We start from the raw sequence: 24143 nt of genomic DNA on the forward strand, positions 1-24143 counted from the left end.
CGGCACCACGCAAACCCAAGCGATCACCATTACCGGCACCAACGATGCGGCCACGATCAGCGTGACTGCTACCGATACCTCGGTGACCGAAGACGATGCCGACAACAATACCGCCAATGGCACGGTGACTGTCACCGATCCGGATACCGGCGAGGGCGCGCTAGCTAGCAGCACTGCAACGTATGGTACGGTCACCGTGGATGGCAGCGGCAACTGGACCTACGCACTCGATAACACCAACCCCGCGGTGCAAGCCTTGGCGACTGGCGACACGCTGACTGATACCATCACCTTCACCAGTGATGACGGCACCACGCAAACCCAAGACATCACCATCACCGGTGCGAATGATGCAGCCACGATCAGCGTGACCGCCGCGGATACTTCGGTGACCGAAGACGATGCCGGCAACAATACCGCGAACGGCACAGTTGTTATCACCGATCCGGATACTGGCGAAGGCACCTTGGCCGGCAGCACCGCGACTTACGGCACAGTCACCGTAGATGGCAGCGGCAACTGGACCTACGCGCTGAATAACAGCGCCCCCGCGGTACAAGCGTTGGCCGCTGGTGACACGCTGACCGACACCATCACCTTCACCAGTGATGACGGTTCTACCCAAACCCAAACTATTACCATCACCGGCACCAACGATGCGGCAGTGATTGGTGGTGATACCACGGCTGCTGTCAGTGAAGACGGTATCCTGTCCGATAGCGGAGCGCTGACCATCAGCGATGCCGATAGCGGTGAAGCGGTGTTTTTGGCGCAGTCTTCCGCAGCGTCTACCAATGGCTACGGCACGGTCGATCTAGACAGTGCTGGCAACTGGACGTACAACCTGGACAACAGCAACGCGACGGTACAAGCGCTGGCTGAAGGGCAAACCTTGAGCGACAGCTTCACCGCTACCAGTGCTGATGGCTCGACCCAAGTGGTTACCGTCACCATCACGGGCAAGGATGACGCGACCAACATCACTGTGACCGCCGCCGATACCGAGGTGACGGAAGACGATGCCGGCAACAACACCGCCAACGGCACGGTGACGGTCACCGATCTGGATACTGGCGAAGGCACCTTGGCCAGCAGCAGCGCGACTTACGGCACAGTCACCGTAGATGGCAGCGGCAACTGGACCTACGCACTCGATAACACCAACGCCGCAGTGCAAGCCCTGGCCGCTGGTGACACGCTGACCGACACCATCACCTTCACCAGTGATGACGGTTCTACCCAAACCCAAGACATCACCATCACCGGTGCGAATGATGCAGCCACGATCAGCGTGACCGCCGCGGATACTTCGGTGACCGAAGACGATGCCGGCAACAATACCGCCAACGGCACAGTTGTTATCACCGATCCGGATACTGGCGAAGGCACCTTGGCCAGCAGCAGCGCGACTTACGGCACAGTCACCGTAGATGGCAGCGGCAACTGGACCTACGCACTCGATAACACCAACGCCGCGGTACAAGCTCTGGCGGCTGGTGACACGCTCACCGACACCATTACCTTCACCAGTGATGACGGTTCCACCCAAACTCAGACCATCACCATTGCCGGTACCAACGATGCGGCAGTGATTGGTGGTGATACCACGGCCGCCGTCAGTGAAGACGGTATCGTGTCCGATAGCGGAGCGCTGACCATCAGCGATGCCGATAGCGGTGAAGCGGTGTTTGTGGCGCAGTCTTCCGCAGCTTCTACCAATGGTTACGGCACGGTCGATCTAGACAGTGCTGGCAACTGGACGTACAACCTGGATAACACGAATGCCACCGTCCAAGCTTTGAGCGAAGGGGAAACACTGACCGACAGTTTCACGGCGACCAGTGCTGACGGTTCGACCCAAGTGGTCTCAGTCACTATCACAGGTAAAGACGATAAAGCGCTGATTACTGGCAACACCAGTTTCATTGGTGATGAAGGCGATACGGTGATTGGTGATCTCAATGCCACCGATGTTGAAGGCCTGACTGACGGCACGTATTTTACGGTGAGTGCTCAACCTACCCATGGACAAGCGAAGATTGATCCTGCGACCGGCACTTGGAAATTCGCACCTAATGATCCGGATTGGTTTGGTTCGGATCAGTTTACCGTGTTGGTCACCGATGATGAGGGCGGCACCACCGAACAGGTCATCAGTATCACCCTCGCGAACGTCGATGATGCCGCGGTGATCACCGGCGACGTGAGCTATTCCGGCAACGAAGGCGATGCCGTGTCTGGTGATCTGAATGCTTCCGATATTGATGGTTTGACGGACGGCACCTACTTCACGGTGACGTCTCCAGCCACGAACGGCACGGCGACGATTGATGTTGAGACTGGTGCCTGGAGTTTTGTTCCCACAGATGCCAACTGGTTCGGCACGGATCAATTTACGGTGACGGTCACCGATGATGAGGGTGGCACCACCGAGCAGGTCATTAGTATCACCTTAGCCAATATGGACGATGCCGCGGTGATCACCGGCGACGTGAGCTATTCCGGCAACGAAGGCGATGCCGTGTCTGGTGATCTGAATGCCACCGATGCGGATGGTTTGACGGACGGCACGTACTTCACGGTGACCGCTCAATCTGCGAATGGTATCGCGGCGATTGATGCCGAGACCGGGGCTTGGACCTTCACGCCTACCGATGCTAACTGGTACGGCACCGACCAGTTTACGGTGACGGTCACGGACGATGAGGGCGGCACCACCGAGCAAGTCATCAGCATCACGCTGGCTAATGTCAACGATGCACCCGTTACTACACCGGTCACCTTGACCGCAATTGCAGAAGACAGTGGCGCTCGAGTGATCACTCAGAATGAGCTATTGGCGAATAGCAGCGACATTGATGGCGATATCTTGGTCGTCACGGGTCTGGGGGTCAGCACAGGTAGCGGAGCACTCGTTGACAACAACGATGGCACCTGGACTTTCACCCCGGCTGCAAACTGGAACGGAGAGGTAAGCTTCAACTTTGAAGTGACTGACGGTACAACCGCTCAAGCCAGCTCCGCGGCACTGACGGTTACGCCGGTTAATGACGCTCCTATTGGTTCTGTATCGTTAACAGGTACGCCAACCCCAGGCCAGACGCTCACGGTCAGTAGCAACCTCGCGGATGCCGATGGCATGGGAGAGATTACCTACATTTGGAAAGCCGATGGGGTGACGGTGGGCGCGGGTACTGCGTATACGCTCACGCAGGAAGAAGTGGGCAAAGTCATGACCGTGGAAGCTAGCTATATTGACGGAGCTGGCTCCGTGGAAAGGGTGGCGTCCGTCGCAACCGCACCTGTTGCTTATCAGGCGATGCTCGAGCCTTTGCCAGAGTCTGAACAAGAGCGAGATCCAGAACCTGAGCAAGAACCCGAGCTGGCAGCAAAACCGGTACCCACGGTTGTCGCAGAAGCAGAGTCCGTGCCGGTTGAGGATCAATCGGAAATCACACCGTCCGGTATTCAATACTTGTCGCCAATCGACGATGCGGTGCTCGCTGAATCGTTGACTGAGGTCTATGTTATGACCGATAAGTATGACTATGATAATGACCCGCATGAAGTGCCTCCTCCAAAATCCCTTGACCTGTTGAACCTGCACCTCACGCCCCTCCAGTTTGAGGGGATGGGCGCTGTAGAGTTGATTTCGCCCCTTAACAACGCCTCCTTTTCGGGAGGGCTGGATGACATGAAGCGAGACCTTGATAGGGTTGCGGAGGAGGAGGCCAAGCATGCGAAGTTCAGGACGGAAGCGATGGTTGGGGCGACGATGGGGCTTTCAGTAGGGTTCATCAGTTGGGTGCTGCGCGCCGGGTCATTAATGGCCGGTTTTATGTCGATAACGCCTTTGTGGCGACAACTAGACCCCATGCCCATCCTTGGTTCCGGCGATAAAAAAGATCAGAAAAAGGACCAAGACGATGAAGCAAATGACGAAGGTCGCAACGTTGAAGAGATCTTTGCTGATGAGGAGTCCGACCGTTAAGGCGGAACAAAACCAATGAAAAGATTCTTTCTGTCGCCTTTGGTTCGAGTGAGTTTCAGCCTGACGCTGCTAACCGTTTCAATGCTGCTCATCGCCGATCTGCTTGGCTTAATACCAGATACGAGACACGCAGAGCTTCAGTCCAGAAAGTTTGTGGCTGAGTCTTTGGCGGTGCAGTTGTCGAATGAAATCACTCATAAACGATTGCAAAGTATTGATCAGATACTGCAATCGGTGGTTGAGCGGAACGACATTATTACCTCTGTGGCTGTGCGTAAAAGCAATAACGAACTGGTATCCGAGTTCGGTGGCCACGAGCAATACTGGACCTTACAGGCCGGTGACAAATCTACAGCGAAAGAGGTTCTGGTGCCACTGTTCAATGGTCAGTCCCGCTGGGGCAGTGTTGAGCTGACGTTCACCGGCTTGGCCGGAAATAGTGGCACATTCTCTCTTGGAAGTTCATTTCTTGGCATTCTCTTATTTATTTCTTTAGGCGGGTTTCTGGTTTATCTGTTGTTCTTAAAACGGGCGCTGCGCGAGTTAAACCCGGATGCCGTCATTCCTGAACGGGTAAGCAAGGCTCTGGACACGCTGTCTGAGGGGCTGCTGATCGTGGATCAAAAGGGGTTTGTTGTTTTTTCGAACCTGGCATTTGCAATGAAAATGGGACTAAAGCCTAAAGAGCTTCTAGGCAAGGATATTGGCGGGTTCGGGTGGGAAAAGCATGGTAAGGAAAATGCCAGTTTGCAGCAGCCTTGGCTTGATGTATTAGCCGGCCACGCGAAAACACGCAGTGCAACATTGAAGCTCAAAAATGGCTTGGGCGAGGTTCGCATTCTGACCGTTAATGCGTCACCCATTACAGCAACCGAGGGGAAAATTCGTGGGGTTCTGATCACCTTCGATGACATCACGGAAGTTGAAGCAAAGAATGAGGCGCTAAACCGCGCCTTGGATAAACTAAAAAGTAGCCAAAGCGAGATCTCGAAGCAGAATAAGGAATTGCATTGGTTGGCCTCGCGTGACCCGTTAACGGGTGTGTTGAACCGGCGTGCGCTAACGCAAAACATGGACCTGCTGTTCCAAGAAGCCCAAGCACAGGGCGGGGAACTCTGCTGCGTGATGGTCGATATTGACCACTTTAAATCCGTGAACGATCAGTATGGCCATGCGGTGGGGGATGAAACGATAAAGCTGGTTACCCAAATTCTTTCCGAGTGCTCCCGCTCTGGCGATCTGGTGGGGCGACTCGGTGGTGAAGAATTTGTGGTTGTATTACCGGACACCGACATTAAAGCGGCTGCGGTTATTGCCGAACGAATGCGCTTAGGTATTCACCGGGCAGAAAAGTCTCATATCCACAGCGAACTGCAAATTACGTCAAGTTTTGGAGTTTCGGCTTTAAAAGACGGAGCAGCGAGTGCCAGTGATCTGCTGGCGAGGGCGGATAAAGGCCTGTATGCAGCCAAAGAGAACGGGCGAAATCGCGTGATTTGCTGGTCTGGCACGATGGATGAAGGTCTGGCTGCTGAAGATGTGGCCGATGAGGCGTTGGCGTTACTCATCAATGAACAACCCTTGAAGGCTGAAGAGAAGACGGACACTCCTGGTCCGGTCGAAAAGCTCAATACCGAAAACGAGCGTTATCATTCGAGCAGTGCCTTACTTCTGGACCGTATTGAGCAAGGTATTAGCCGGACGCAGCGTGATGGGTCCCAAATTGCGGTGCTGTTAATGAGTGTTGAAACCCTGCAGCGTGTTGAGGATACGCTGGGCTTTGCCGCCAGAGAAAAACTGGCTAGGGAGATCGTGGGGCGTTTAAAGCAAACGCTACGACTCACCGATACCGTGGCTTTTTGTGAGCAGGATGGGCTGCTGTTTAGCGTGTCACGCATGGGCGATAACGGTGTTTCGATCGTACTCACGGATCTCGAGCAGCCGGAAATTGTTACGAATATTCTGCAGCGAATTTTTTCGTTATTTAAGGCTCCAATCGACGTTGAAAGTAATGAAATCTATTTAAACCTCAATGTTGGGGTTAGCTTGTACCCGCGCGATGGCGAGGATGCCGAAACGTTAATAAGAAACGCCGGTAGTGCTATGCGTGAGGGCGCAATAACGCGTGGTGACAACAGTTTTCACTTCTTTTCCGAAGAAATTAACCAGCGGGCGAGAAAGCAGATTGAGTTGGAAGCAGCACTGTACCGGGCCCTGGAGCGTGACGAATTTGTTGTCCACTACCAGCCCAAGATCAACTTGATCACTGGAGCCGTGAGTAGCCTGGAGGCGCTTGTGCGCTGGCAGCATCCACAATGGGGAATGGTACTGCCGAATGACTTTATTCCGCTTGCAGAACAAACGGGCTTGATTGAAAAGATTGACCGCTGGGTTATCCGTTCGGTGTGTCGGCAAATCAGTTTTTGGCAAGAGGCCGGTTATGGCACGATGCCTGTTGCCGTGAACCTTTCACCGTCCGAGTTCAGAAACCCGGATTTGGCTGATCACATCATAAAGGTGGTGGATGAGTTTGGGATACCCGCCAAGGCGCTTCAGATTGAAATAACAGAAACAGCCGTTATGGATTGCATGGACTCGGCAACGAGCATTTTGGAAAAACTCAGCTCGGCCGGTATGGATATTTATCTTGATGATTTTGGTACCGGCTACTCTTCACTGATCTATCTAAAGCGGTTCCCTATCAGCATCGTAAAAATAGATCGGTCATTCGTCGCCGGATTGATGGAAGATTCAAGCGATGCCGCAATCGTCAGTGCAACCATAGCCATGAGTCAGGCTCTGGGGCTGCGGGTAGTGGCAGAAGGTGTGGAAACAGAAGAACAGCTGCGTTTCTTGCAAGATCTTCAATGTGATGAAGTTCAGGGGTATTTAACCAGTCGCCCCTTGCCGAAAGAGCAGATGAATGAGTTGTTGGCGCATCCTGAAACTATCCGGCGTATGGTTTTGGGCGATCGCAGTCGTGGTAGCAAAGCAATGGAGGCGCAGGGGCTTGAAGACGGTTTGGGGATGATCGGCGTAGTGAATGAATTTCCCTTAAAACGGTGGAATTGAGCATTCAGGTTTTCGGTGACTGTAAGGGGACGCTACCGTTAACCTGTGGTTTCGTGGGGCAAAGCGTCTTGGGAAACTGTACAGTTACGCCCTGCGGCTTTACCCATGTACAGGACGTTATCCGCTCTTTTCATTAGAGAATCGTAGGATTTGTCGCTTGGTAAAAACGAAGCTACCCCCATAGTGGCGGTAGCCCTAAAGCTGACATCGTCGAGTTTGAACTCCGTTTGCTCAATGAGTTTGCGCATGCGTTCGGCCAGTGTCTCGGCATCTTTCAGGAGTGTGTTGGGAAGGATGATCGCGAACTCTTCTCCGCCAATACGGCACCCAACATCCAGCGGCCGCAGTTCTTGCTGAATCATTTTGGTGGTGCGTGTCAGCACTAAATCGCCCGCAGCATGGCCATATTGATCATTAATTTTTTTGAAGTGATCAAAATCGAACATGATGACGGAAGTGGGCAGCCCCCAGCGAACGTATCCCGAAAGCTGAGCATTCAGCTGGGTTTTGAAGTGTTTCCTGTTGTAGCAACCAGTCATTTCGTCGGTTAAAGACTCTAACGTCAGCCGCGCTTCCAACTCCCGCTGGTAGGTGACGTCCCTGACCAAGGCCATCGCAACTTTCGCACCGTCCAGAACGATGATGTTGATCATGATATCAACCGGAACTTCTTGCCCGTTGGAGCGAACGCCCGAAAATCGTTTCTCTTCGCCCATAGGCCGCAGAACCGGTTTTTTGAAGTAACCATTAACATGCTTGCGGTGGGCATTACGAAGTGGCATTGGAATGATCGTGCTTAGATCTGAACCTTTAAGCTCGTCAACGGCATATCCAAACATGCTGCCAGCGAGTGCATTAACCAGCATGATCTTATGGTTTTGGTCAACGATAACAACCGCGTCTGGCAACGACTCGATGAACGGCAATAGGTTGTCGGAGGTCGTGGTGAGCGGAGCGCTATTGTTGTTGGCTGTCATAGGCAGCTGTATTCCGGTTGCGGAACCTTAAAATATGTACTTAACAAGTATATATGTGGATTGTGTGAAATCCTATTCATTTCTTATCAGGCAGAGACTGAGCTCAGAATGATCTAATAACTTTCTGTTATGGGCGCGCACGCCCCGGGGAAAGAGGCCTGTAAGGCACTGGTCTATCGGGCATTTGCGTGGATGATTGTGCTAGATTTCATGGAAGCCGGAAGGTTTAACCGTATTTCAAAACCCTAATGTGGTAGCGCTCAACTAATGACCTCCTATTTTATTCAGGCATTTATTTATCTATTAGCTGCTGTGATTGCAGTGCCCTTGGCAAAACGTCTTGGGTTGGGCTCGGTTCTCGGCTACTTGGTGGCAGGGGTTGTGATAGGGCCTGTTCTGGGGCTCGTTGGCCAAGAAACTACAACGATTCAGCACTTTGCCGAGTTCGGTGTAGTGATGATGCTGTTCCTGATCGGGATGGAAATCGACCCGAAAGCGCTTTGGGCGATGAAGGTTCGGTTGCTGGGGCTTGGCGGTTTGCAGGTGGCTCTGACGGCTGCTGCGGGTATGGCTGTGGCGTGGTGGCTGGGCGTTGTCTGGCAGACTGCGCTGACTATTGGGCTGATTTTTGCGCTGTCGTCGACGGCGATTGTGCTGCAAACCCTGGATGAAAAGGGGTTGTCGAAGACCGAGGGTGGGCGAAATACATTTTCGGTCTTGTTGTTTCAGGACATAGCGGTTATTCCGATGCTGGCACTGATTCCACTGCTGGCGTTGCCCCAGCTCCGAGGTGGCGCAAGTTCATCATCCCATGCTGAATCGGGCCTCAGCCTGGTCGAGCATCTGCCAGGTTGGGGGCATGCATTGGTTGTTGTGGGGGCTGTTGCGGTTGTTATTGTCGGCGGTTATTACCTGAGCCGGCCCTTGTTTCGTTATGTGGTGCAGTCCGGATTGCGCGAGGTATTTACGGCAACAGCCCTGATGTTGGTGATTGGCATCGCCGCACTCATGAGTCTGGTGAACTTGTCGCCCGCCTTGGGTGCTTTTCTCGCTGGCGTTGTGTTGGCCAACAGTGAGTTTCGACACGAGCTGGAAGCTAACATTGAGCCTTTCAAGGGGTTGTTGCTGGGTTTGTTCTTTATCACCGTTGGCGCCGGCATCAACTTTGAGGTGTTGGCGGCGGAATGGGGTACGGTGCTATCGCTTGGGTTTGCGGTCATGGCAGGCAAAGCGTTAGTTCTATTGTTTCTTGCGCAGTTATTCGGGATTCGCAGCAGCAACGGCTGGTTGTTTACTCTGGGGTTGGCGCAAGCGGGTGAATTTGGTTTTGTTCTGCTCACCTATAGTGTGCAAAGCCATGTGATTCCGTTGGAAACATCTCAGATCCTGTCGCTGGTTGTTGCGCTTTCCATGTTCCTGACCCCTCTTTTGTTCATCGTGTACGACTACATCGTATTGCCACGTTACCGGCGAGCCAAAAGTGATGAGCGGGAAGCCGATGCGATTGATGAAGAAGCTCCGGTTATTGTTGCTGGAGTGGGGCGTTTTGGCCAAATCGTGTGCCGTTTGCTGCGGGCCAATAATGTCCCCATCGTAGTGCTTGATCACGAGCTAGAACAGATTGAAAACGTTCGTCAGATCAATATTAAGAGCTTCTTTGGGGATGCCAGTCGCCCCGATTTATTGGAAAAATCCGGCATCGCTAAAGCGCGCTTGCTGGTGGTAGCGATTGATGACCGTGAGCGCACGGTCACGATGGTGGAGCATGTGAAGAAGTTCTTTCCCGGTGTTTGGGTGTTGGCCCGGGCATTCGATCGCGGCCATGGCTACCAATTGCGGGCTGCTGGTGCAGATGATGTCGTTAGTGAAACTTATTATTCAGCGCTCGAACTTGGTAGCCATGCGCTCACCGCCATGGGCGTACACCCGCTACGGGCAAGACAGATGACGTGGACGTTCGTCGATAATGAGCGGGCCCATGAAGATGAGTTGTTCGAGGCCTGGAAGGAAATTGAAGAGGGTATTCATTTCAGTCCGCGGTATGGCGAGCTGTTCATGAAGCTGGAGGGTGCGTTGAATACTGCGATGGATCGAGAGTGGGAAGAGCCTAAGCCCGAAGATGTGCCAATTTGGACGCCACCTAATAATTAGTATGCCGTTGCGGAGACTTGTTCGGGGTTATAGGATAATCGCGCGAGTGGCGAACGGCTCGTAAAAACAAATAAAAACAACCACAACAAAGAGAACCCATAAGATGATTCAGGCTAGGCATTTACTTCTAGCGGTCGTGATCGGTGGAATGACCGGCTGTTTGAGTTCAGGCGGCGGCTCTGGAAAAGAAAGCTCTGACAGCTCGTCAAACGGAGTTGAAGCCCCCCCCAAAGTTGAAACGCCTCCAAAAAATGAAACTCCGCCAAAGGACGAAACGCCACCAGACGATGCCCCCCCGGAAACCGACGGTTACAGCGCGAAAATCACCCGCACCTCATACGGCATCCCACATATCGAAGCCGCGGATTTTGCGAGCATGGGCTATGGATACGGCTATGTGCAAGCTGAAGACAATCTGTGTCTGCTAGCCGAGGACACGCTGACGGTTAGAGGCTTGCGAGCCAGGTATCTCGGAGGGGACGGAAGTTACACAATACCGTCTAATGGCGCCGAGACGAGTAACGTTGATGCGGATTTCTTCTGGCGGTCGGTTATCTCTGAGGAAGCGCTCGAATCGCTTAAAAATGAAAGTGACCCTGAAGTACTTGAAGCCTCGCAGGGGTTTGTGGATGGGTACAACCGCTACCTCGAGGAAATTCGAGTAGGCGAACATCCGGGGCGCCACGATGATTGCCGCAGCACTGATTGGCTACTCCCGATTACCCTCGATGATATGTTCCGTCGGTACTTCCGGCTTGCAATCCTCGCAAGCTCGTCTGTGTTTGTTGAAGGTATTGCTAACGCACAACCTCCAGCTCCCGGTGCTCCCAGTGTGTCTGACCTGACTGAAGCCGATGTCGAAAAGATTATTGAAACTCATTCAGGGTCACTCCAATTCCCGATGTCCCGGGAACTTCCAATTGGCAGCAACATGTATGCGTTTTCTGAGGGCGCGACTCGTGATGGCGGTTCACTGCTATTTGGAAACCCGCATTTCCCTTGGGAGAAGACTGAGCGCTTATATCTCGCTCACCTAAAAGTCGGAGACAAGGCGGAAATCATGGGGGCCGCTTTGTACGGGTTGCCTGCAGTGCTGATCGGTTTCAACGAGCATTTCGCCTGGAGCCATACGGTTTCAACCGCCTACCGATTTACTTTTTATGAGCTAACGCTCAACCCGGCAGACTCCACTCAATACTTGCACGACGGTGAGTTTGTGGACATGACGTCGACAGACATCACTGTGGAGATTTTGCAGCCCGATGAATCAATCACAGAGGAAACCCGAACGCTTTACCACTCGCAATATGGGCCGATGTTGGAATATGAAGTATCTGGTGTTCCAGTACTATCGTGGACGCCATCGAAGGCCTACACCCTTCGGGACGCCAATGCGGAAAACAATCGGATGCTGAATCAGTTCTTCCGCTGGAATCAGGCGAGCAGTTTTGATGAGTTTGTGGACTTGCACGCTAGTGTTCTGGGTGTTCCATGGGTTAATACCATCGCAACAGGGCCGGGACAACCCGCCTACTATGGCGATCTTACTGTGGTTCCCCATGTAACCGACCAGCAGGCTCTGAATTGCTCTTCTTCCATCTCTCCGGCTTTCGCTCTGTTGGCGCCGGGATTGCCGGTTCTGGATGGCAGCCGACCGGACTGTGCCTGGGGCACCGACTCTGATGCGCCTGCTGAAGGGGTGTTTGGCCCTGAGAACTTGCCGAGTCTCGTTCGCGACGACTGGGTGCACAACTGTAACGACAGTTATTGGCTTACGAATCCCGAAGCGCCACTTACCGGGTATGCGAGCATCATCGGCGATGAAGAGACGGCTCGAACCCTGCGCACGCGATTGTGTATTAAGCAGGTTGAGGAACGTCTGGACGGTTCAGATGGAAGGGGTGGAACCACCGGTTTCGATATGAACAACCTTCAGGACATTGTGTTAAATAGCGCGGTCATGTCTGAGCGTTTAGCCCGGGAGACTGTGCTTTCATCGTACTGTAGCTCGGAAGCTGCTGCAGGCAGTGGCCTTCCGGATGAGACGAGGGTTGAAGCGTGTAAAGCGCTCAAAGAATGGGACGGGCGATACAATCTCGACTCCACTGGTGGGCATATATGGAGAGAGTTTTGGCGTCGGATTAACGTTTTGCCGGTTGATACAGGTTCGAAATGGGCCGTGCCCTTCCTTTCGACTGATCCAGTTAATACCCCCTATCAGTTCAACCCTGCGAATCCGGCATCAATGAAGGCATTCGAAGATGCAGTTAAGGCAATCGAAGGCTCAGGCGTGTCGTTTGATGCCAAGCTGAGGGATGTTCAGTACTCTGGTATCCATGAGGGCGACCGGATCCCTGTATTTGGGGGGGAGAGTTTTGAAGGTGCCTTTACTATTGCGGCTACCAAAGGTGTGGGACTGGCTGATGGCGAAGGATACCCGGTGACTTACGGAAATAGCTATATCCAAACGGTATCGTGGCGAGAGGACGGCACACCGTTGGCCGAGGGGTTTATTACCTATTCACAATCCACAGATCCGGCTTCGCCCTATTATCGGGACATGACTGAATCCTATTCTGAGAAACAATGGGTTCGGTTCCCATACACGGACGAAGATATTAGCGCTGATCCGGCCCAGAAGACGATGATGCTTCAAGCACCATTCACGACTGCTAAACCATAGTTAGAAAGCCCGGCCTGCTATATATGGCAAGCCGGGCTGACTAAGATCTTTGGGAGCGGCTGTAAACCGTTCCCAAAGTTCTATTCAGTCTATCGGTTCATATTGCTTGGAGCGATTATGAATATCCTAGGTTTTGGGGATGGGTTTTATAACGATCCCTGGTTCTGGCAGTTTCCCATGGCAACGCTAGAGATCAGCATGGCGGCGTTCTTAACGGTCGCTTTGCCGTGGACCATCGTGGCCTGGATCGACCCGATATCGCTGCGAAAATACGAAATGAGGTATTTGAAGGCGAAGAAGGAAGGGTTAACCGCTGCTGATATTGCGCAGCAAGAAAGAGGGCGGTGAGGGTTACCCACCGCTGACGGCTAAACATGAGTTATTACCGTCTTGTGCTTCGTACATCGACCATCATTTCTGTGGTCTTGTTGGGGTAAGTTTTCGCTTCATTGACACGATCCGCGTATCCGTCCATGGCTAGCGCTGAGTTTACCGACAGTGCGAGTAAAGCAGCTGCGAGAATCAGTGTGAACTTGTTCATGGTTGTTCCCCTTTTCATACTGGGTACTAGCAACGAAAGCTTTGTTGTTGCCGTTACCTTATAGACACGCAAACGGCCTGCTTGTTACACGGGAGTGTGCGTTGCCTCAAGAGGCTATGTCTGGAATAATTCACCTCATATATGGATATGCAGAAAAGTTTCGCCGCTTGGCGGGACAGACGTGGGTAGGCGTTTTTACTCTTAAAGACACTAAACGCCCGCGATCACATAAAAGGGCAGATCAGTGACAGGCTGATCTGCCTTTTTCTTTTCTGGGCGACAGTTGTTCCGGTGGCGCTTGAGTGCCGGGGAGTGCGCCCGTATTCGAACACTCAACAGGAGCTTGTTATGTCCGCTCAGCTTTACAGTATTTTTCGCCCACTTATCCAGCTGGGCCTGATTACGCAGATCGCCATCGGCATTGTTGCTGGTGTTATTCTCGCGATCTTTCTGCCAGAACTGGCCCAATCTTTCTCGTTATTAGGCCAGTTATTCATTAAAGCTTTAAAGGCGGTTGCACCGATTTTGGTGTTCGTGCTGGTGATGACGGCAATTTCGGGTCACCAAAAGGGCCAGCCCACGAACATTCGGGATGTGATCGTGCTCTACGGAGTAGGAACCTTGGTCGCAGCGCTGGTGGCTGTGGCGGCCAGCTTTGCGTTCCCAACGGAACTGGCACTGGATATCCCCGAAGTTAGTGGTAATCCCCCAGGCAGTATTGGAGAGATTCTGCACAATCTGGTGCTGAGTGCTGTCACCAACCCGGTCACTGCGCTGATGGATGCCAACTTTATAGCTATTCTTGCTTGGGCTATCGCCTTAGGTTTGATGCTGCGTCACTCCAGTGAGGCGACCCGGAGCGTGCTAACCGATATGTCCGAAGCGGTATCCGGCGTTGTTCGCATGATTATTCGTTTGGCGCCACTAGGCATTTTTGGCCTTGTGGCTAATACGCTTGCCACCGCTGGTATTGGTGCGTTGTTGGGCTTCGGTCAGCTGCTCTCGGTTATCGTTGGCTGCATGGTGTTTGTGGCGTTGGTGACCAACCCGCTTATTGTGTATCTGAAACTTCGCCAGAACCCATATCCGTTGGTTCTTGCTTGCTTGCGAGGCAGTGCTATTACAGCGTTCTTTACTCGTAGTTCTGCGGCCAACATTCCGGTGAACCTGGAACTCAGTGAGCGGCTTAAGCTGGATGCGGACACCTACACAATTTCCATTCCGCTGGGTGCGACCATCAATATGGCCGGTGCCGCGATCACCATTTCTGTCATCACTCTGGCTGTTGTGAATACTTTGGGTATCCCCGTAGATTTCCCGACTGCCTTGCTGCTTTGTGTGGTGTCTGCCTTGGCGGCTTGTGGTGTATCCGGTGTGGCGGGTGGTTCGTTGCTGCTAATTCCATTGGCGACCAGCCTGTTCGGCATTCCAACCGAAGTGGCCATGCAAGCTGTGGCGATTGGCTTTGTGATCAGCGTAGTGCAAGACTCCACTGAAACCGCGTTGAACTCGTCGACCGACGTACTCTTTACTGCGGCCGCTAGTCGTGCTGCTGAAGCAAAAGGCAAGTGATGGTGAACTCTCGGAACCTTGTCTTTATTGGTATGCCAGGGAGTGGCAAAAGTACCGTTGGGGTATTGGTGGCCAAGCGCCTTGGCTTGGGGTTTGTTGATACCGACTTGCTGATCCAGCAAGAGGCCGGGCGAACCTTGCAGGACATCGTGGATCAGGATGGCTACGTTGCCTTGCGTCATATCGAAGAGCAGGTCTTGCTAGGGCTCGATGTACAGGGGCAGGTCATCAGCACCGGCGGCAGTGCGGTCTACAGCGAGGCGGCGATGAAACACCTCAAAACCAATGGTACCGTGGTGTTTCTGGACATCCCCTTGGAGTGTGTCATTGAGCGTATTGGCGATTACAGTCTTCGGGGTATTTCCCGGCGCCCTGATCAATCGTTGTCGGATTTGTTTGATGAACGCTTTGCGCTGTACACACAGTACGCCGACCTGACGATTCGGGGTGAGGGTATGAATCAGGATCAGGTATGCGAGGCTGTCATCACAGGGCTCGGAGCCTGAAACGCGCACATGATCGGATTTCTCTAAGGAAGGTGGTATGCCGAGATTTTTGCACACAGCGGACTGGCAAATGGGGCGTTCCTACAGTCGGTTTGAGATCGAAGACGGCGCAGCGCTGGTAGAAGCCCGCTTTGCGGGGATTGAAAGGCTTGCGCAGCTGGCCAATGAGCATCAGTGCGATGCGATTTTGGTGGCCGGAGATGTATTCGATGCGCAAACGGTGTCGGATCGAACCATCCGCCGTGTGTTTAACGCCACCAAAGGTTTTGCCGGTCCTTGGGTGATGCTCCCGGGTAATCACGACGCTGCACTGGCAGAAAGTGTGTGGACCCGGGCGCAGCGTTTGGGGGCAGTGCCTGCCAATGTGCATCTGGCACTGGAACCCGGTGTTGTTTCCTTGGAATCTCAAGGGCTGGCGGTGCTTTGCGCGCCCCTAACGCAACGCCACACCTACGGCGACCTTACTGAACCCTTCTCTCATTACGAAACCCCGAACGACTTGCTGCGGATTGGTTTGGCCCACGGCAGCGTTCAAGGGCTTTTATCCGATGATATTGACGCCACCAACCCAATAGCCCCTGACCGCGCAGAAAACAGCCGCCTGGATTACCTTGCCTTGGGCGACTGGCACGGAACCAAACAGGTTAATGAACGCACTTGGTACAGCGGAACGCACGAAGCAGAGCGGTTCCGAAATAACGATGCCGGTAACGCACTGATTGTGGAGATCGCTGGCCCCGGTGCAACGCCGGCGGTGAGTCAGGTGGCAACCGGCCGGTACCAGTGGCACCAGTGGCGAGAGACTCTGGCCGTCGAGTTTGATTTGGAGCAGCTTCTGAGTCGGCTCGAAGCTTTGCCCGATGCCTCAGTGGTTGATCTTCGTCTTGAAGGGTCAATTACTCTGGCTGGCGAGGATAAGCTTTTGGAAGCTTTGTCTGTCGCAGAAGCTCGCTTTCGCAGCATTCAGTGCGACCGAAGTGGTCTACAGCTTGAGCCTACGGAAGATGACATCGCAGCCTTGCACGCCGATGGTTATGTCGGTGAGGTGATTGAGGATCTTCGACATCAGCAGCAAGAACAGCAAAGCGAAGAAGCGCGGGATGCCTTAGCCATTCTGGCAGGCTTGCTGAAAGGACGTGATCAGGAGGTAGGCCAATGAAACTCCAGAGCATGCGCATTGAGCAGCTGCGGCAATTTCGGAACCCCTTTGTTCTTGATAACCTGCAACCCGGTTTGAACCTGATACACGGCCCGAACGAATCGGGCAAAAGTACGCTGGTCAGAGCGATTCGTGCAGCCTTTTTTGAACGTTATCGCTCAACAGCGGTGGATGATCTGCGCCCCTGGGGCGACTCTGCCGCAGCCCCCACTGTTGCTTTGGAGTTCGAGCATCAATGCGAACTTTGGCGACTGACGAAAAGCTTCCTGCAACGCAAACGCTGCGACCTCACCATAGGTTCCCGCAGTTTTAGTGAAGACGATGCGGAAGAAAAATTGGCGGAGTTACTGGGGTACCAGTACCCGAAGCGAGGCGCGAGTAAGGCCGAGCATTGGGGCATTCCCGGCTTGCTCTGGGTGGAGCAGGGTACAGGACAAGATCTGGAGCAATCGGTAGAGCACGCTGGCGATCATCTGAAATCGGCCCTGAATTCATTGGTTGGCGAGGTGGCCAGTTCCGGCGGGGATGAGGTAATTGAAGTGGTTCGGGCCCAGCGTAATCTACTTCTGACCGGAACCGGGAAGCCACGGGGTGATTACCTGCAACTGGATAAGGATCGCTTGGCTCTCGAGCAGGATATTGGTGAGCTTAAAGAGCGTATTCTCAAATATCAGGAACAGGTAGATCGCTTAGGAAAACTGAAGCGGGATTATGAGCGCGCGGAAGCAGAGCGCCCGTGGGAAGAAACGCAACGACTGCTGGAAGAAACTCAAGCGCGTTACCAGCAAGTTCACCAGTTGGAACAGGCGCAAGCTCAGGAGAAAGCAACCCTTGACCAATTGCAGCAGAGCCGACGGTTGCTCGAGCAGAACAGGGCGTATCAGGAAAACCTGAGCCGGCAGTTGGCAGCTCGGAAAGCTGATTTGGATAAGGCTGAAGCAGATTATCAACGGCTCGAAGCTCAGGCCCCGGCCTCTGCCGCTCGATTGCAGGAAGTGAAGGCGGCTTATCAAACGGCTGAGAAGCAAGTGAAGCTTGCCCGTTTGCTGGAAGTTCGGGAGCGGTTGGAGCAAGACGTAAGGCGGTTGGAGCAGCGAGTTCAGCAGCTGGCTCAAAACCTGACCAAGGCACGTGAATATCAGCAGCAAGTCGAACAAGCGCGTCAGCAGGCCCGGGAAAACCGAATTGATGCAGCTGACGTGAAGCGCCTGAAGGCTGCAGAACATCAGTTGAACGAAGAAACCATTCGTTCAAGCGCCATTGCTACGCGGTTACGCTGGACGTTGGAGCCAGGTGGCTCGGTCACTTTGAATGGTGATTCCTTGCAAGGGCAGGGTGAACAACAGCTTCTGGATGAATCCAGTGTAGTGATTCCGGGTGTGGGTACTCTGGCAATTACCCCCGGCGGGGAAGCGCTGGCCAGCACCCGCAGAAAGCTCAGTACACTTCAGCAAACGGTTGAAGAGCTAAGAGCAACGCTGGGTGTGGAGTCGGTGGCACTGGCGGAGGATCGCCTGTCGGCTTTTGAAAAGGCCGAAAGGGCGCAGCAGCACGCTGAAGAGTTGCTAAAGTCTGTCGCACCGGCGGGTGTTGATCCGTTGATCGCCGAACAGCGTGAGGCCGAAAGCGAACTGGACAGGGCGAACCAACAGTTGGCGGTTACGCCTGTCCCGGATGCGTCGTTAGGTGTGCCGAGTCTGTCGGAATCCGAGGCAGCCTTTGAACGAACGGCGGTGGCTTTGGAATCAGCGGAAGCCGAGGAGCAGAAGCATCGAACGGAGTTGTTGTCCCGCAAGCAGGCAAGAGACACGGCGAAAGCGGAATGGCAGCGGTTGGCCGATGAGGAACAAAGCCCCGAGCGCCAACAGCAGCTGAAGAAAATTGCTGAGGATCTGACGATTATCGAGAAGCAGGCCTCAGCACTGGAGGCGAGTCTGGAGCGCCGTTCCCAGGAAATTCGCGAAGCACGTCCGGACCTGTTGAAGCAGGATATTGAGCGGTACCAGAACACCATCAATAACCTTCGCCAAACGCACGAGGCCCGTGGTCGAGAGCTTCGGGATATCAAAGTCCGGTTGGAAGCCTGGGGGGCCGAAGGGCTGGAAGAGCAGCTTAATGAACAAGAAGCGGAGCTTGAGCGGTGCAATCGCCGTTATCAGGAGCTGCACCGGCGCGCGAAAGCGTTGGATCTGCTCCTGACATTGCTGACAGAAAAACGTCACGCATTGACCCGGCGATTACAGGCGCCGCTTCAGAAGCACCTCGATCACTATCTGTCGGTGCTGTTCCCCCAAGCCTCCCTTGAGGTGGATGAGCAGCTTCGCCCCGGAACTTTCACGCGTGGAACCGAGCTGGGGCAGGTCACTGAGTTGAGCTTTGGCGCGCGGGAACAGATGGGATTGATCAGCCGCTTGGCCTATGCCGATCTGCTGCGTGAAGCGGAGCGCCCTACGCTGGTTATCTTGGATGACACGCTGGTTCATAGCGATGAAGAACGCCTGGAAGCCATGAAGCGCATTCTGTTCGATGCCGCAAGCCGGCATCAGATACTGCTGTTCACTTGCCACCCTGAAAAATGGCAGGACCTTGGCGTGCCGCCGGTGGATATTCAGGCGCTGAAGGCATAATACACTGGCGCAGCCTTCTTGCTGTGCCGGTACTTTTGAATGCCCACCCCTCCTATTTGATCAAGACTTTACAGCCTGACGCCTGCTACTCTTAGTCATTGTGCAGCGCGGCCTGCTGTCAGTTCACTCTCAGCTAGCAAGGAGTATCAGATGACACTTCCGGTAATGATTAATGGGGAATGGTTTGAAGGATTGGGTGCGCAGTTTTCATCGCTGAACCCGGCTACTGGAGAGTTGTTTTGGCGGGGGCAAGCCGCGGATGAGGGCCAGGTCAGTCAGGCCGTACAGGCCGCTCGGGCTGCCAGTGCTCGTTGGGCTGAAATTGGTTTTGAGCAGCGAGTAAGCGTGGCTCGAAAGTTTGCCGAGTTGCTGGGTGAGCAGAAGGAAGCATTCGCCACCTGCATCGCCACCGAAACCGGAAAACCACTCTGGGAAGCCCGGACTGAAGTGGGCGCGATGATTGGCAAAATCGAGATTTCCGTAAAGGCCTATAACGAGCGCACTGGCCAGCGTAGCAATGACGTCGCTGGCGCTCGGGCGGTGTTGCGACACAAGCCCCACGGGGTGGTGGCGGTGTTTGGGCCCTATAACTTCCCCGGTCACCTCCCGAATGGTCACATAGTGCCCGCGCTGATCGCGGGGAATACGGTGGTGTTCAAGCCGAGTGAACTAACCCCCGCCGTTGCTGGGAAAATGGTGGAGTTGTGGTTGGAAGCGGGGTTGCCTGCCGGGGTGTTAAACCTCGTGCAAGGTGCGAAGGATACTGGCATTGCGTTAGCCAACCACCGTGATATTGATGGTTTGTTTTTCACTGGCAGTTCCGCCACTGGAGAGATACTGCACAAGCAATTTGCCGGCAACCCCGGGAAGATTCTTGCGCTGGAAATGGGGGGCAACAATCCGCTTATTGTGGATGAGCCGGCCGATGTTCAGGCCGCAGTCTATGAAACCATTCAGTCTGCTTACATTACTTCTGGGCAGCGCTGCACTTGTGCGAGGCGCCTGCTTGTACCGGAAGGTGCTTGGGGTGATGGCTTTTTGGATGCACTGACTAAAGCAGTGGAAGCGATCCAAGTAGGCGGGGCCTTTGATGACCCTGCTCCATTCATGGGAAGCGTGATTTCTGAGGCGGCTGCGGAGGGTGTTTTGGCCGCTCAGGAGCAGTTACTGAAACGTGGAGCCTTGGCCTTGGTTCAAGGTCGAAAGCTTCAAGCTGGAACCGGTTTGCTGTCTCCAGCGCTCATTGATGTAACCCCGGTCGCAGACATTGAAGACGAAGAAGTCTTCGGGCCGTTGCTGCAAGTCATCCGTTACGGTGATTTCGATGAGGCTATACAGAGAGCAAACGACACCCGTTTCGGGTTGTCGGCTGGCTTGTTCAGCGACAGCGAAGAGCGCTTTGAGTATTTCTATCAGCGAATCCGTGCCGGCATTGTGAACTGGAATAAGCAGCTCACCGGTGCTTCAAGTGCGGCTCCTTTTGGTGGTGTGGGTGCAAGCGGTAATCATCGGGCAAGTGCCTGGTATGCAGCAGACTATTGCTCTTATCCGGTGGCGGGCATGGAGACTGAAAGCCTGTCGATGCCGGAAACGCTCTCCCCGGGTTTGAAGCTGAACTGAGTGGAGGTGGTTTCTGGTTTATGTAACCAGATCGATAGAAAGTTGACGAATTAACAACAAAAAGACCGACGTTTCTCTGTATTAGCTGTTCCTTCGATTTTATAGAATTTTACGAAATCGACGGAAAGCTGGTGCAAAATGATAGAGAAACGCGTCATTAAAGTGTCAAGGGCATGGATTGCCGCGTTTGCTTTGGGATTGTTGTTAACGGGTTGTGGTGGCGGTGGCTCAGGTGAGTCCGATAAATCAGCCTCAGCGGCCAATAGCGGATCGGCCACCGAAACGGGTAAAGGCTCGTCTTCGAGCTCGGCTGAATCGGCAGATGCAGAGACGGAAACAGGGTCAGAGCCAGATTCTGCAGAAGTGTCAGTGTCGGGCTCGGCGGTGTTGAGCTGGTCGGCACCGTCTACCCGGGTGAATGGCGAAGGTATTGCCATGGGGGAGCTGGATAAATACGTGATCCGCTATGGCCAGAGCGTTGACGATCTCCGTGAAGAGATTGTGCTGGAGGAGGCTGAGTCCTACCCGGAGATGTCCCACACCGTAGAGAATCTTGATGCCGGTACTTGGTACTTCACTATTCAGGTGCAGGATCAGCAAGGACTCATCAGTGAGCCTTCAGAGCCAGTGAGTAAAACCATACAGTCTTGATGCCAGTGCCGGCCCGTTACCCCATCGGGTCTGCGATCGGCAGCTTAAGGGTGAAGGTGGTGCCTTCCCCCGGCATTGAGTCCACGAAAATCTCCCCTTTATGTTTTTCCACGACGGTTTTCACAAAGGCTAAGCCCAGCCCTGTGCCGTGATTTCCCGCTAGTTCGGAATTGCGCGGACGATGGTAACGGTCGAACAAATAGGGCAGCTCGTTTTCGTCGATCCCCGTGCCTTCATCCGCAATGGCAAGCCCCGCTATGTGTCCGGCTTGGTATACCTGGATGTTAATCGTGGTGTGCGGCGGGCTGTACTGAATGGCGTTGGTGAGCAGGTTAATGACGGCTCGCTCCAACAATTCCGCATTCCCCTTCAGCCAAAGGTCTTCGGTGTCGTTCAGCTGCAGCCGAATGCTTTTCTCCTGTGCTTGCTCGCACACGCTGTCCCGCGCATTTTCGACAATAGCCAGTAGTTCGCACTCATAGAACCGGGTTTCGGACAGTTGTTCTGCTCGTGCCAGGTTCACGAACTCTTCCGCCAGTGAATAGCTGCGCCTTGCCAGCTTGCCCAGTTGTTCGATCTGGTACTCGTTGATGTTCGACGGGTCTCGTTTTAGCTGTTCAATCAGCGCTAATTGAGACACCAGCGGTGAGCGCACATCGTGGGAGATAAAGTCGATGACTTGTCGGTGCTGGCGTTGCTGCTCTCGAAGTTCAGAAATGTCCGAGAGGTTGGCAATAATGCCCGATTGCCCGTCTCCGGGTAGGGTTACTGGCGCCAGGTGAAGGATGAAGTCTCTGCCGTGTACTTTTAAGTTCACTGTGCGGCTTTCGCTCAGCGTCAGTGTTTCCGACACGATCTCGTGCCAAGGCGGGTTGTCTCGTGGGTCATGGCCCTGCAACAGTTTGGTCAAAGGCATGCCGCTGAGGCTCGGCATCGGTTCGCGAAACCAGTCTTCAATGTGGCGGTTGGCAAACCGAACAACGGCCAGTTCGTCGGTCACGATGATGCCGTCGGGCATGTGTTCGAAGCTGTGTTGAATGAAAGATTGCATCTGGCTGAGTCGTTTGTTCGCCAGCTGCACTTTCTCCAGGCGAGGTGAGAACGCCTGAACTGAATAATGGCTAAGGCCGGCGGCTGTGTCGGGCTCTAGTACAAGGCGACGCAAATATTGTTGAGTGACTTCTCTGCTCAGGTCATTGTTCAGAGTCAGTCCTAGCACATAGGTCGAGCTACCCCGTTCGAGCTTTATCCAACTTTGATTCAGTTGATGCACCCATCGTCCTGCTTCGGGCAGATAGGGTGATTGCGCCACTGTCATTCCGTGAATTTGTAAGAGTTCTCCGTTTTCGGAGAGCAACCAACCTTCCGGTTCCAGGAGGGCTTGAAAATGTTCCAACAATTGAGCGGGTTGTCGTTTTGCCGGTTGTGGCAGTGACAGGCTCGGTGTGCTGGCCATATCGTCCAGTTGTTGGTTAAGAAAGCGGTTGGTCATGGCGAGCCTGAAACCGACAGCAACCGGTATCGCAAATAATGACAGCATCAACGTGTTAATAACGGGCAGCTGAATGCGCAGGTGAAAAATTAATAGTAGGTAGCCGGCAACGACCATACTAAACATTGCAATACAGGCGAGCAGAGTATAGCTGGGCGTGAGTCGCGGTAGCAGCACGGCCAGAATGATCAGCACCAGAATGCTCAGGGAGAGGCTGGCCCATTCGGGCGCCTCTGAAATGAGCAGGTCTTGTTGGTGCGCTGAGAAGACGTTGGCATGAAACTCCACGCCGGGCATTGGTAGTCCAAACCCAGAAAAGGGCGTTGGGAGTATGTCTCCGAAGCCGGCGGCGGTTACGCCGACGAATACTGTTTTGCCTGCAAATAAGTCATCAGAATAGGTGCCCTCGAGGACGGCTGCATAAGACGTACTGGGTATTGTTCCGGCAGCGCCTGCAAGAGGCACTTTGCGGTAGTCAGCACGAACGTTCAGGTATGCCGGCATGTCTGGTGCGGGCAGAGGTTGGTGGTGGCTTTGTTGTGCTAAAGCCAGGGTTGGCCACAAGCGGTTGGCCATGCCATTTCGCAAATAGATGCCGCGGGCAACGCTGTCGTTGTCCAGTTCAACATGAACATGGCCAAGCGTGCTCGCAGCAGCGGCTAATTGAGGGGTCGGTAACTGTTCCTGAATGAGCTGGTGCGGAGGTCTGGCAGATAAGAAAATGGGGAGAACGACTTGGCCATGTCGGTTCATGGCGGCTGCTAGCACGGTATCGTCAGCGTGTGGTTCAGGAAACAGTAAATCAAACACAACGGTTTCTGCACCGGCTTCATACAGCTGATCAATCAACTGAGCGTGCAGCTTTCGAGGCCATGGCCAGCGGCCGAGCTGGCTGAGACTGTATTCGTCGATGGCAATCACTGCGACCTGGTCGCTAGTTGGGGCTGGCCAAGTGGTGATTGTTTTGTCGTATAGCCAATGCTCTATTCGGTCGGGCAGCCCGCTGGCTTGAAAAAGAAAAAAGCTGACGAAAAGCAGAAGGCCTAAAGCCCACGGCGCGTTTTTTATGGTAAGCCAATCCTTGGTCATGGGCCTTATGCT

14 protein-coding genes are annotated in these 24143 nt (G+C 53.8%); 11 read left to right on the forward strand and 3 right to left on the reverse strand.

All coding sequences use genetic code 11. The features are described 5' to 3' along the window. Together ACNQ6O_RS05335 and ACNQ6O_RS05340 are read left to right on the forward strand one after the other, a co-directional pair. A partial coding sequence (locus ACNQ6O_RS05335; RefSeq protein WP_418052193.1) for a beta strand repeat-containing protein occupies positions 1-3991 on the forward strand: 3991 nt, incomplete at its 5' end. A 15-nt stretch (positions 3992-4006) separates the two neighbouring features. Next, positions 4007-7063 carry an EAL domain-containing protein gene (locus ACNQ6O_RS05340; RefSeq protein ID WP_418052194.1) on the forward strand — a complete coding sequence of 1019 codons (3057 nt, stop codon included), beginning with the start codon at positions 4007-4009 and terminating at the stop codon, positions 7061-7063. 38 nt (positions 7064-7101) lie between these two features. Here ACNQ6O_RS05340 and ACNQ6O_RS05345 read toward each other — a convergent pair whose 3' ends face one another. Beyond that, positions 7102-8040: a diguanylate cyclase gene (locus ACNQ6O_RS05345; RefSeq protein ID WP_417522311.1), complete on the reverse strand. Its 939-nt coding sequence runs from the start codon at positions 8038-8040 to the stop codon at positions 7102-7104. A gap of 267 nt (positions 8041-8307) precedes the next feature. Here ACNQ6O_RS05345 and ACNQ6O_RS05350 point away from each other — a divergent pair, with 267 nt between their 5' ends. The 3 genes from ACNQ6O_RS05350 to ACNQ6O_RS05360 all read left to right on the forward strand — a co-directional run bounded on the left by ACNQ6O_RS05350 (position 8308) and on the right by ACNQ6O_RS05360 (position 13222). Further along, positions 8308-10191, forward strand: a complete 1884-nt coding sequence (locus ACNQ6O_RS05350) for a monovalent cation:proton antiporter-2 (CPA2) family protein (protein WP_417539836.1) — start codon at positions 8308-8310, stop codon at positions 10189-10191. A gap of 103 nt (positions 10192-10294) precedes the next feature. Further along, the gene (locus tag ACNQ6O_RS05355; RefSeq protein ID WP_417539835.1) at positions 10295-12874 is read left to right on the forward strand and encodes a penicillin acylase family protein; all 2580 of its coding nucleotides are present in this window, start codon (positions 10295-10297) and stop codon (positions 12872-12874) included. Between the two features lie 117 nt (positions 12875-12991). Then, on the forward strand, positions 12992-13222 hold the full coding sequence (locus tag ACNQ6O_RS05360; protein WP_418052195.1) for a hypothetical protein: 231 nt from the start codon (positions 12992-12994) through the stop codon (positions 13220-13222). 34 nt (positions 13223-13256) lie between these two features. Here ACNQ6O_RS05360 and ACNQ6O_RS05365 read toward each other — a convergent pair whose 3' ends face one another. Then, a complete protein-coding gene (locus ACNQ6O_RS05365) occupies positions 13257-13415 on the reverse strand; it encodes a hypothetical protein (protein WP_417539833.1) in 159 nt (52 codons plus the stop codon). Between the two features lie 348 nt (positions 13416-13763). On the opposite strand from ACNQ6O_RS05365, the gene sstT reads away from it, so the two are divergent. The 6 genes from sstT (at position 13764) to ACNQ6O_RS05395 (ending at position 21550) form a co-directional block, all read left to right on the forward strand. Continuing rightward, positions 13764-14987, forward strand: coding sequence for a serine/threonine transporter SstT (gene sstT / locus ACNQ6O_RS05370; RefSeq protein WP_417539832.1), 1224 nt, complete (start codon positions 13764-13766; stop codon positions 14985-14987). Next, a complete protein-coding gene (locus tag ACNQ6O_RS05375; RefSeq protein WP_417539839.1) occupies positions 14987-15493 on the forward strand; it encodes a shikimate kinase in 507 nt (168 codons plus the stop codon). Before sstT ends, ACNQ6O_RS05375 begins: the two co-directional genes overlap by 1 nt. A 37-nt stretch (positions 15494-15530) precedes the next feature. Beyond that, positions 15531-16652: a metallophosphoesterase family protein gene (locus ACNQ6O_RS05380; RefSeq protein ID WP_418052196.1), complete on the forward strand. Its 1122-nt coding sequence runs from the start codon at positions 15531-15533 to the stop codon at positions 16650-16652. Then, positions 16649-19279 (forward strand): AAA family ATPase, encoded by a 2631-nt coding sequence (locus ACNQ6O_RS05385; RefSeq protein WP_418052197.1) that lies wholly within the window; start codon positions 16649-16651, stop codon positions 19277-19279. The genes ACNQ6O_RS05380 and ACNQ6O_RS05385 overlap by 4 nt, the downstream gene beginning before the upstream one ends. Before the next feature lie 150 nt (positions 19280-19429). After that, a complete protein-coding gene (astD, locus tag ACNQ6O_RS05390) occupies positions 19430-20899 on the forward strand; it encodes a succinylglutamate-semialdehyde dehydrogenase (protein ID WP_418052198.1) in 1470 nt (489 codons plus the stop codon). A gap of 138 nt (positions 20900-21037) precedes the next feature. Next, a complete protein-coding gene (locus tag ACNQ6O_RS05395) occupies positions 21038-21550 on the forward strand; it encodes a fibronectin type III domain-containing protein (RefSeq protein ID WP_418052199.1) in 513 nt (170 codons plus the stop codon). A gap of 16 nt (positions 21551-21566) precedes the next feature. On the opposite strand, the gene ACNQ6O_RS05400 is transcribed toward ACNQ6O_RS05395, so the two are convergent. Continuing rightward, positions 21567-24131, reverse strand: coding sequence for a CHASE2 domain-containing protein (locus tag ACNQ6O_RS05400; protein ID WP_418052200.1), 2565 nt, complete (start codon positions 24129-24131; stop codon positions 21567-21569). Positions 24132-24143 lie beyond the last annotated feature (12 nt).

The sequence above is a fragment of the Marinobacter sp. SBS5 genome, assembly GCF_048285575.1.
In the GTDB taxonomy this organism is placed as follows: Bacteria; Pseudomonadota; Gammaproteobacteria; order Pseudomonadales; family Oleiphilaceae; genus Marinobacter.

Excerpts from the sequence above, each read along its gene's own strand:
- ACNQ6O_RS05340 (WP_418052194.1), top strand. The coding sequence starts at position 4,007 with ATGAAAAGATTCTTTCTGTCGCCTTTGGTTCGAGTGAGTTTCAGCCTG.
- ACNQ6O_RS05375 (WP_417539839.1), top strand. The coding sequence starts at position 14,987 with ATGGTGAACTCTCGGAACCTTGTCTTTATTGGTATGCCAGGGAGTGGC.
- ACNQ6O_RS05380 (WP_418052196.1), top strand. The coding sequence starts at position 15,531 with ATGCCGAGATTTTTGCACACAGCGGACTGGCAAATGGGGCGTTCCTAC.
- ACNQ6O_RS05360 (WP_418052195.1), top strand. The coding sequence starts at position 12,992 with ATGAATATCCTAGGTTTTGGGGATGGGTTTTATAACGATCCCTGGTTC.
- ACNQ6O_RS05400 (WP_418052200.1), bottom strand. The coding sequence starts at position 24,131 with ATGACCAAGGATTGGCTTACCATAAAAAACGCGCCGTGGGCTTTAGGC.
- ACNQ6O_RS05350 (WP_417539836.1), top strand. The coding sequence starts at position 8,308 with ATGACCTCCTATTTTATTCAGGCATTTATTTATCTATTAGCTGCTGTG.
- ACNQ6O_RS05385 (WP_418052197.1), top strand. The coding sequence starts at position 16,649 with ATGAAACTCCAGAGCATGCGCATTGAGCAGCTGCGGCAATTTCGGAAC.
- sstT (WP_417539832.1), top strand. The coding sequence starts at position 13,764 with ATGTCCGCTCAGCTTTACAGTATTTTTCGCCCACTTATCCAGCTGGGC.
- ACNQ6O_RS05345 (WP_417522311.1), bottom strand. The coding sequence starts at position 8,040 with ATGACAGCCAACAACAATAGCGCTCCGCTCACCACGACCTCCGACAAC.
- ACNQ6O_RS05365 (WP_417539833.1), bottom strand. The coding sequence starts at position 13,415 with ATGAACAAGTTCACACTGATTCTCGCAGCTGCTTTACTCGCACTGTCG.
- astD (WP_418052198.1), top strand. The coding sequence starts at position 19,430 with ATGACACTTCCGGTAATGATTAATGGGGAATGGTTTGAAGGATTGGGT.
- ACNQ6O_RS05355 (WP_417539835.1), top strand. The coding sequence starts at position 10,295 with ATGATTCAGGCTAGGCATTTACTTCTAGCGGTCGTGATCGGTGGAATG.
- ACNQ6O_RS05395 (WP_418052199.1), top strand. The coding sequence starts at position 21,038 with ATGATAGAGAAACGCGTCATTAAAGTGTCAAGGGCATGGATTGCCGCG.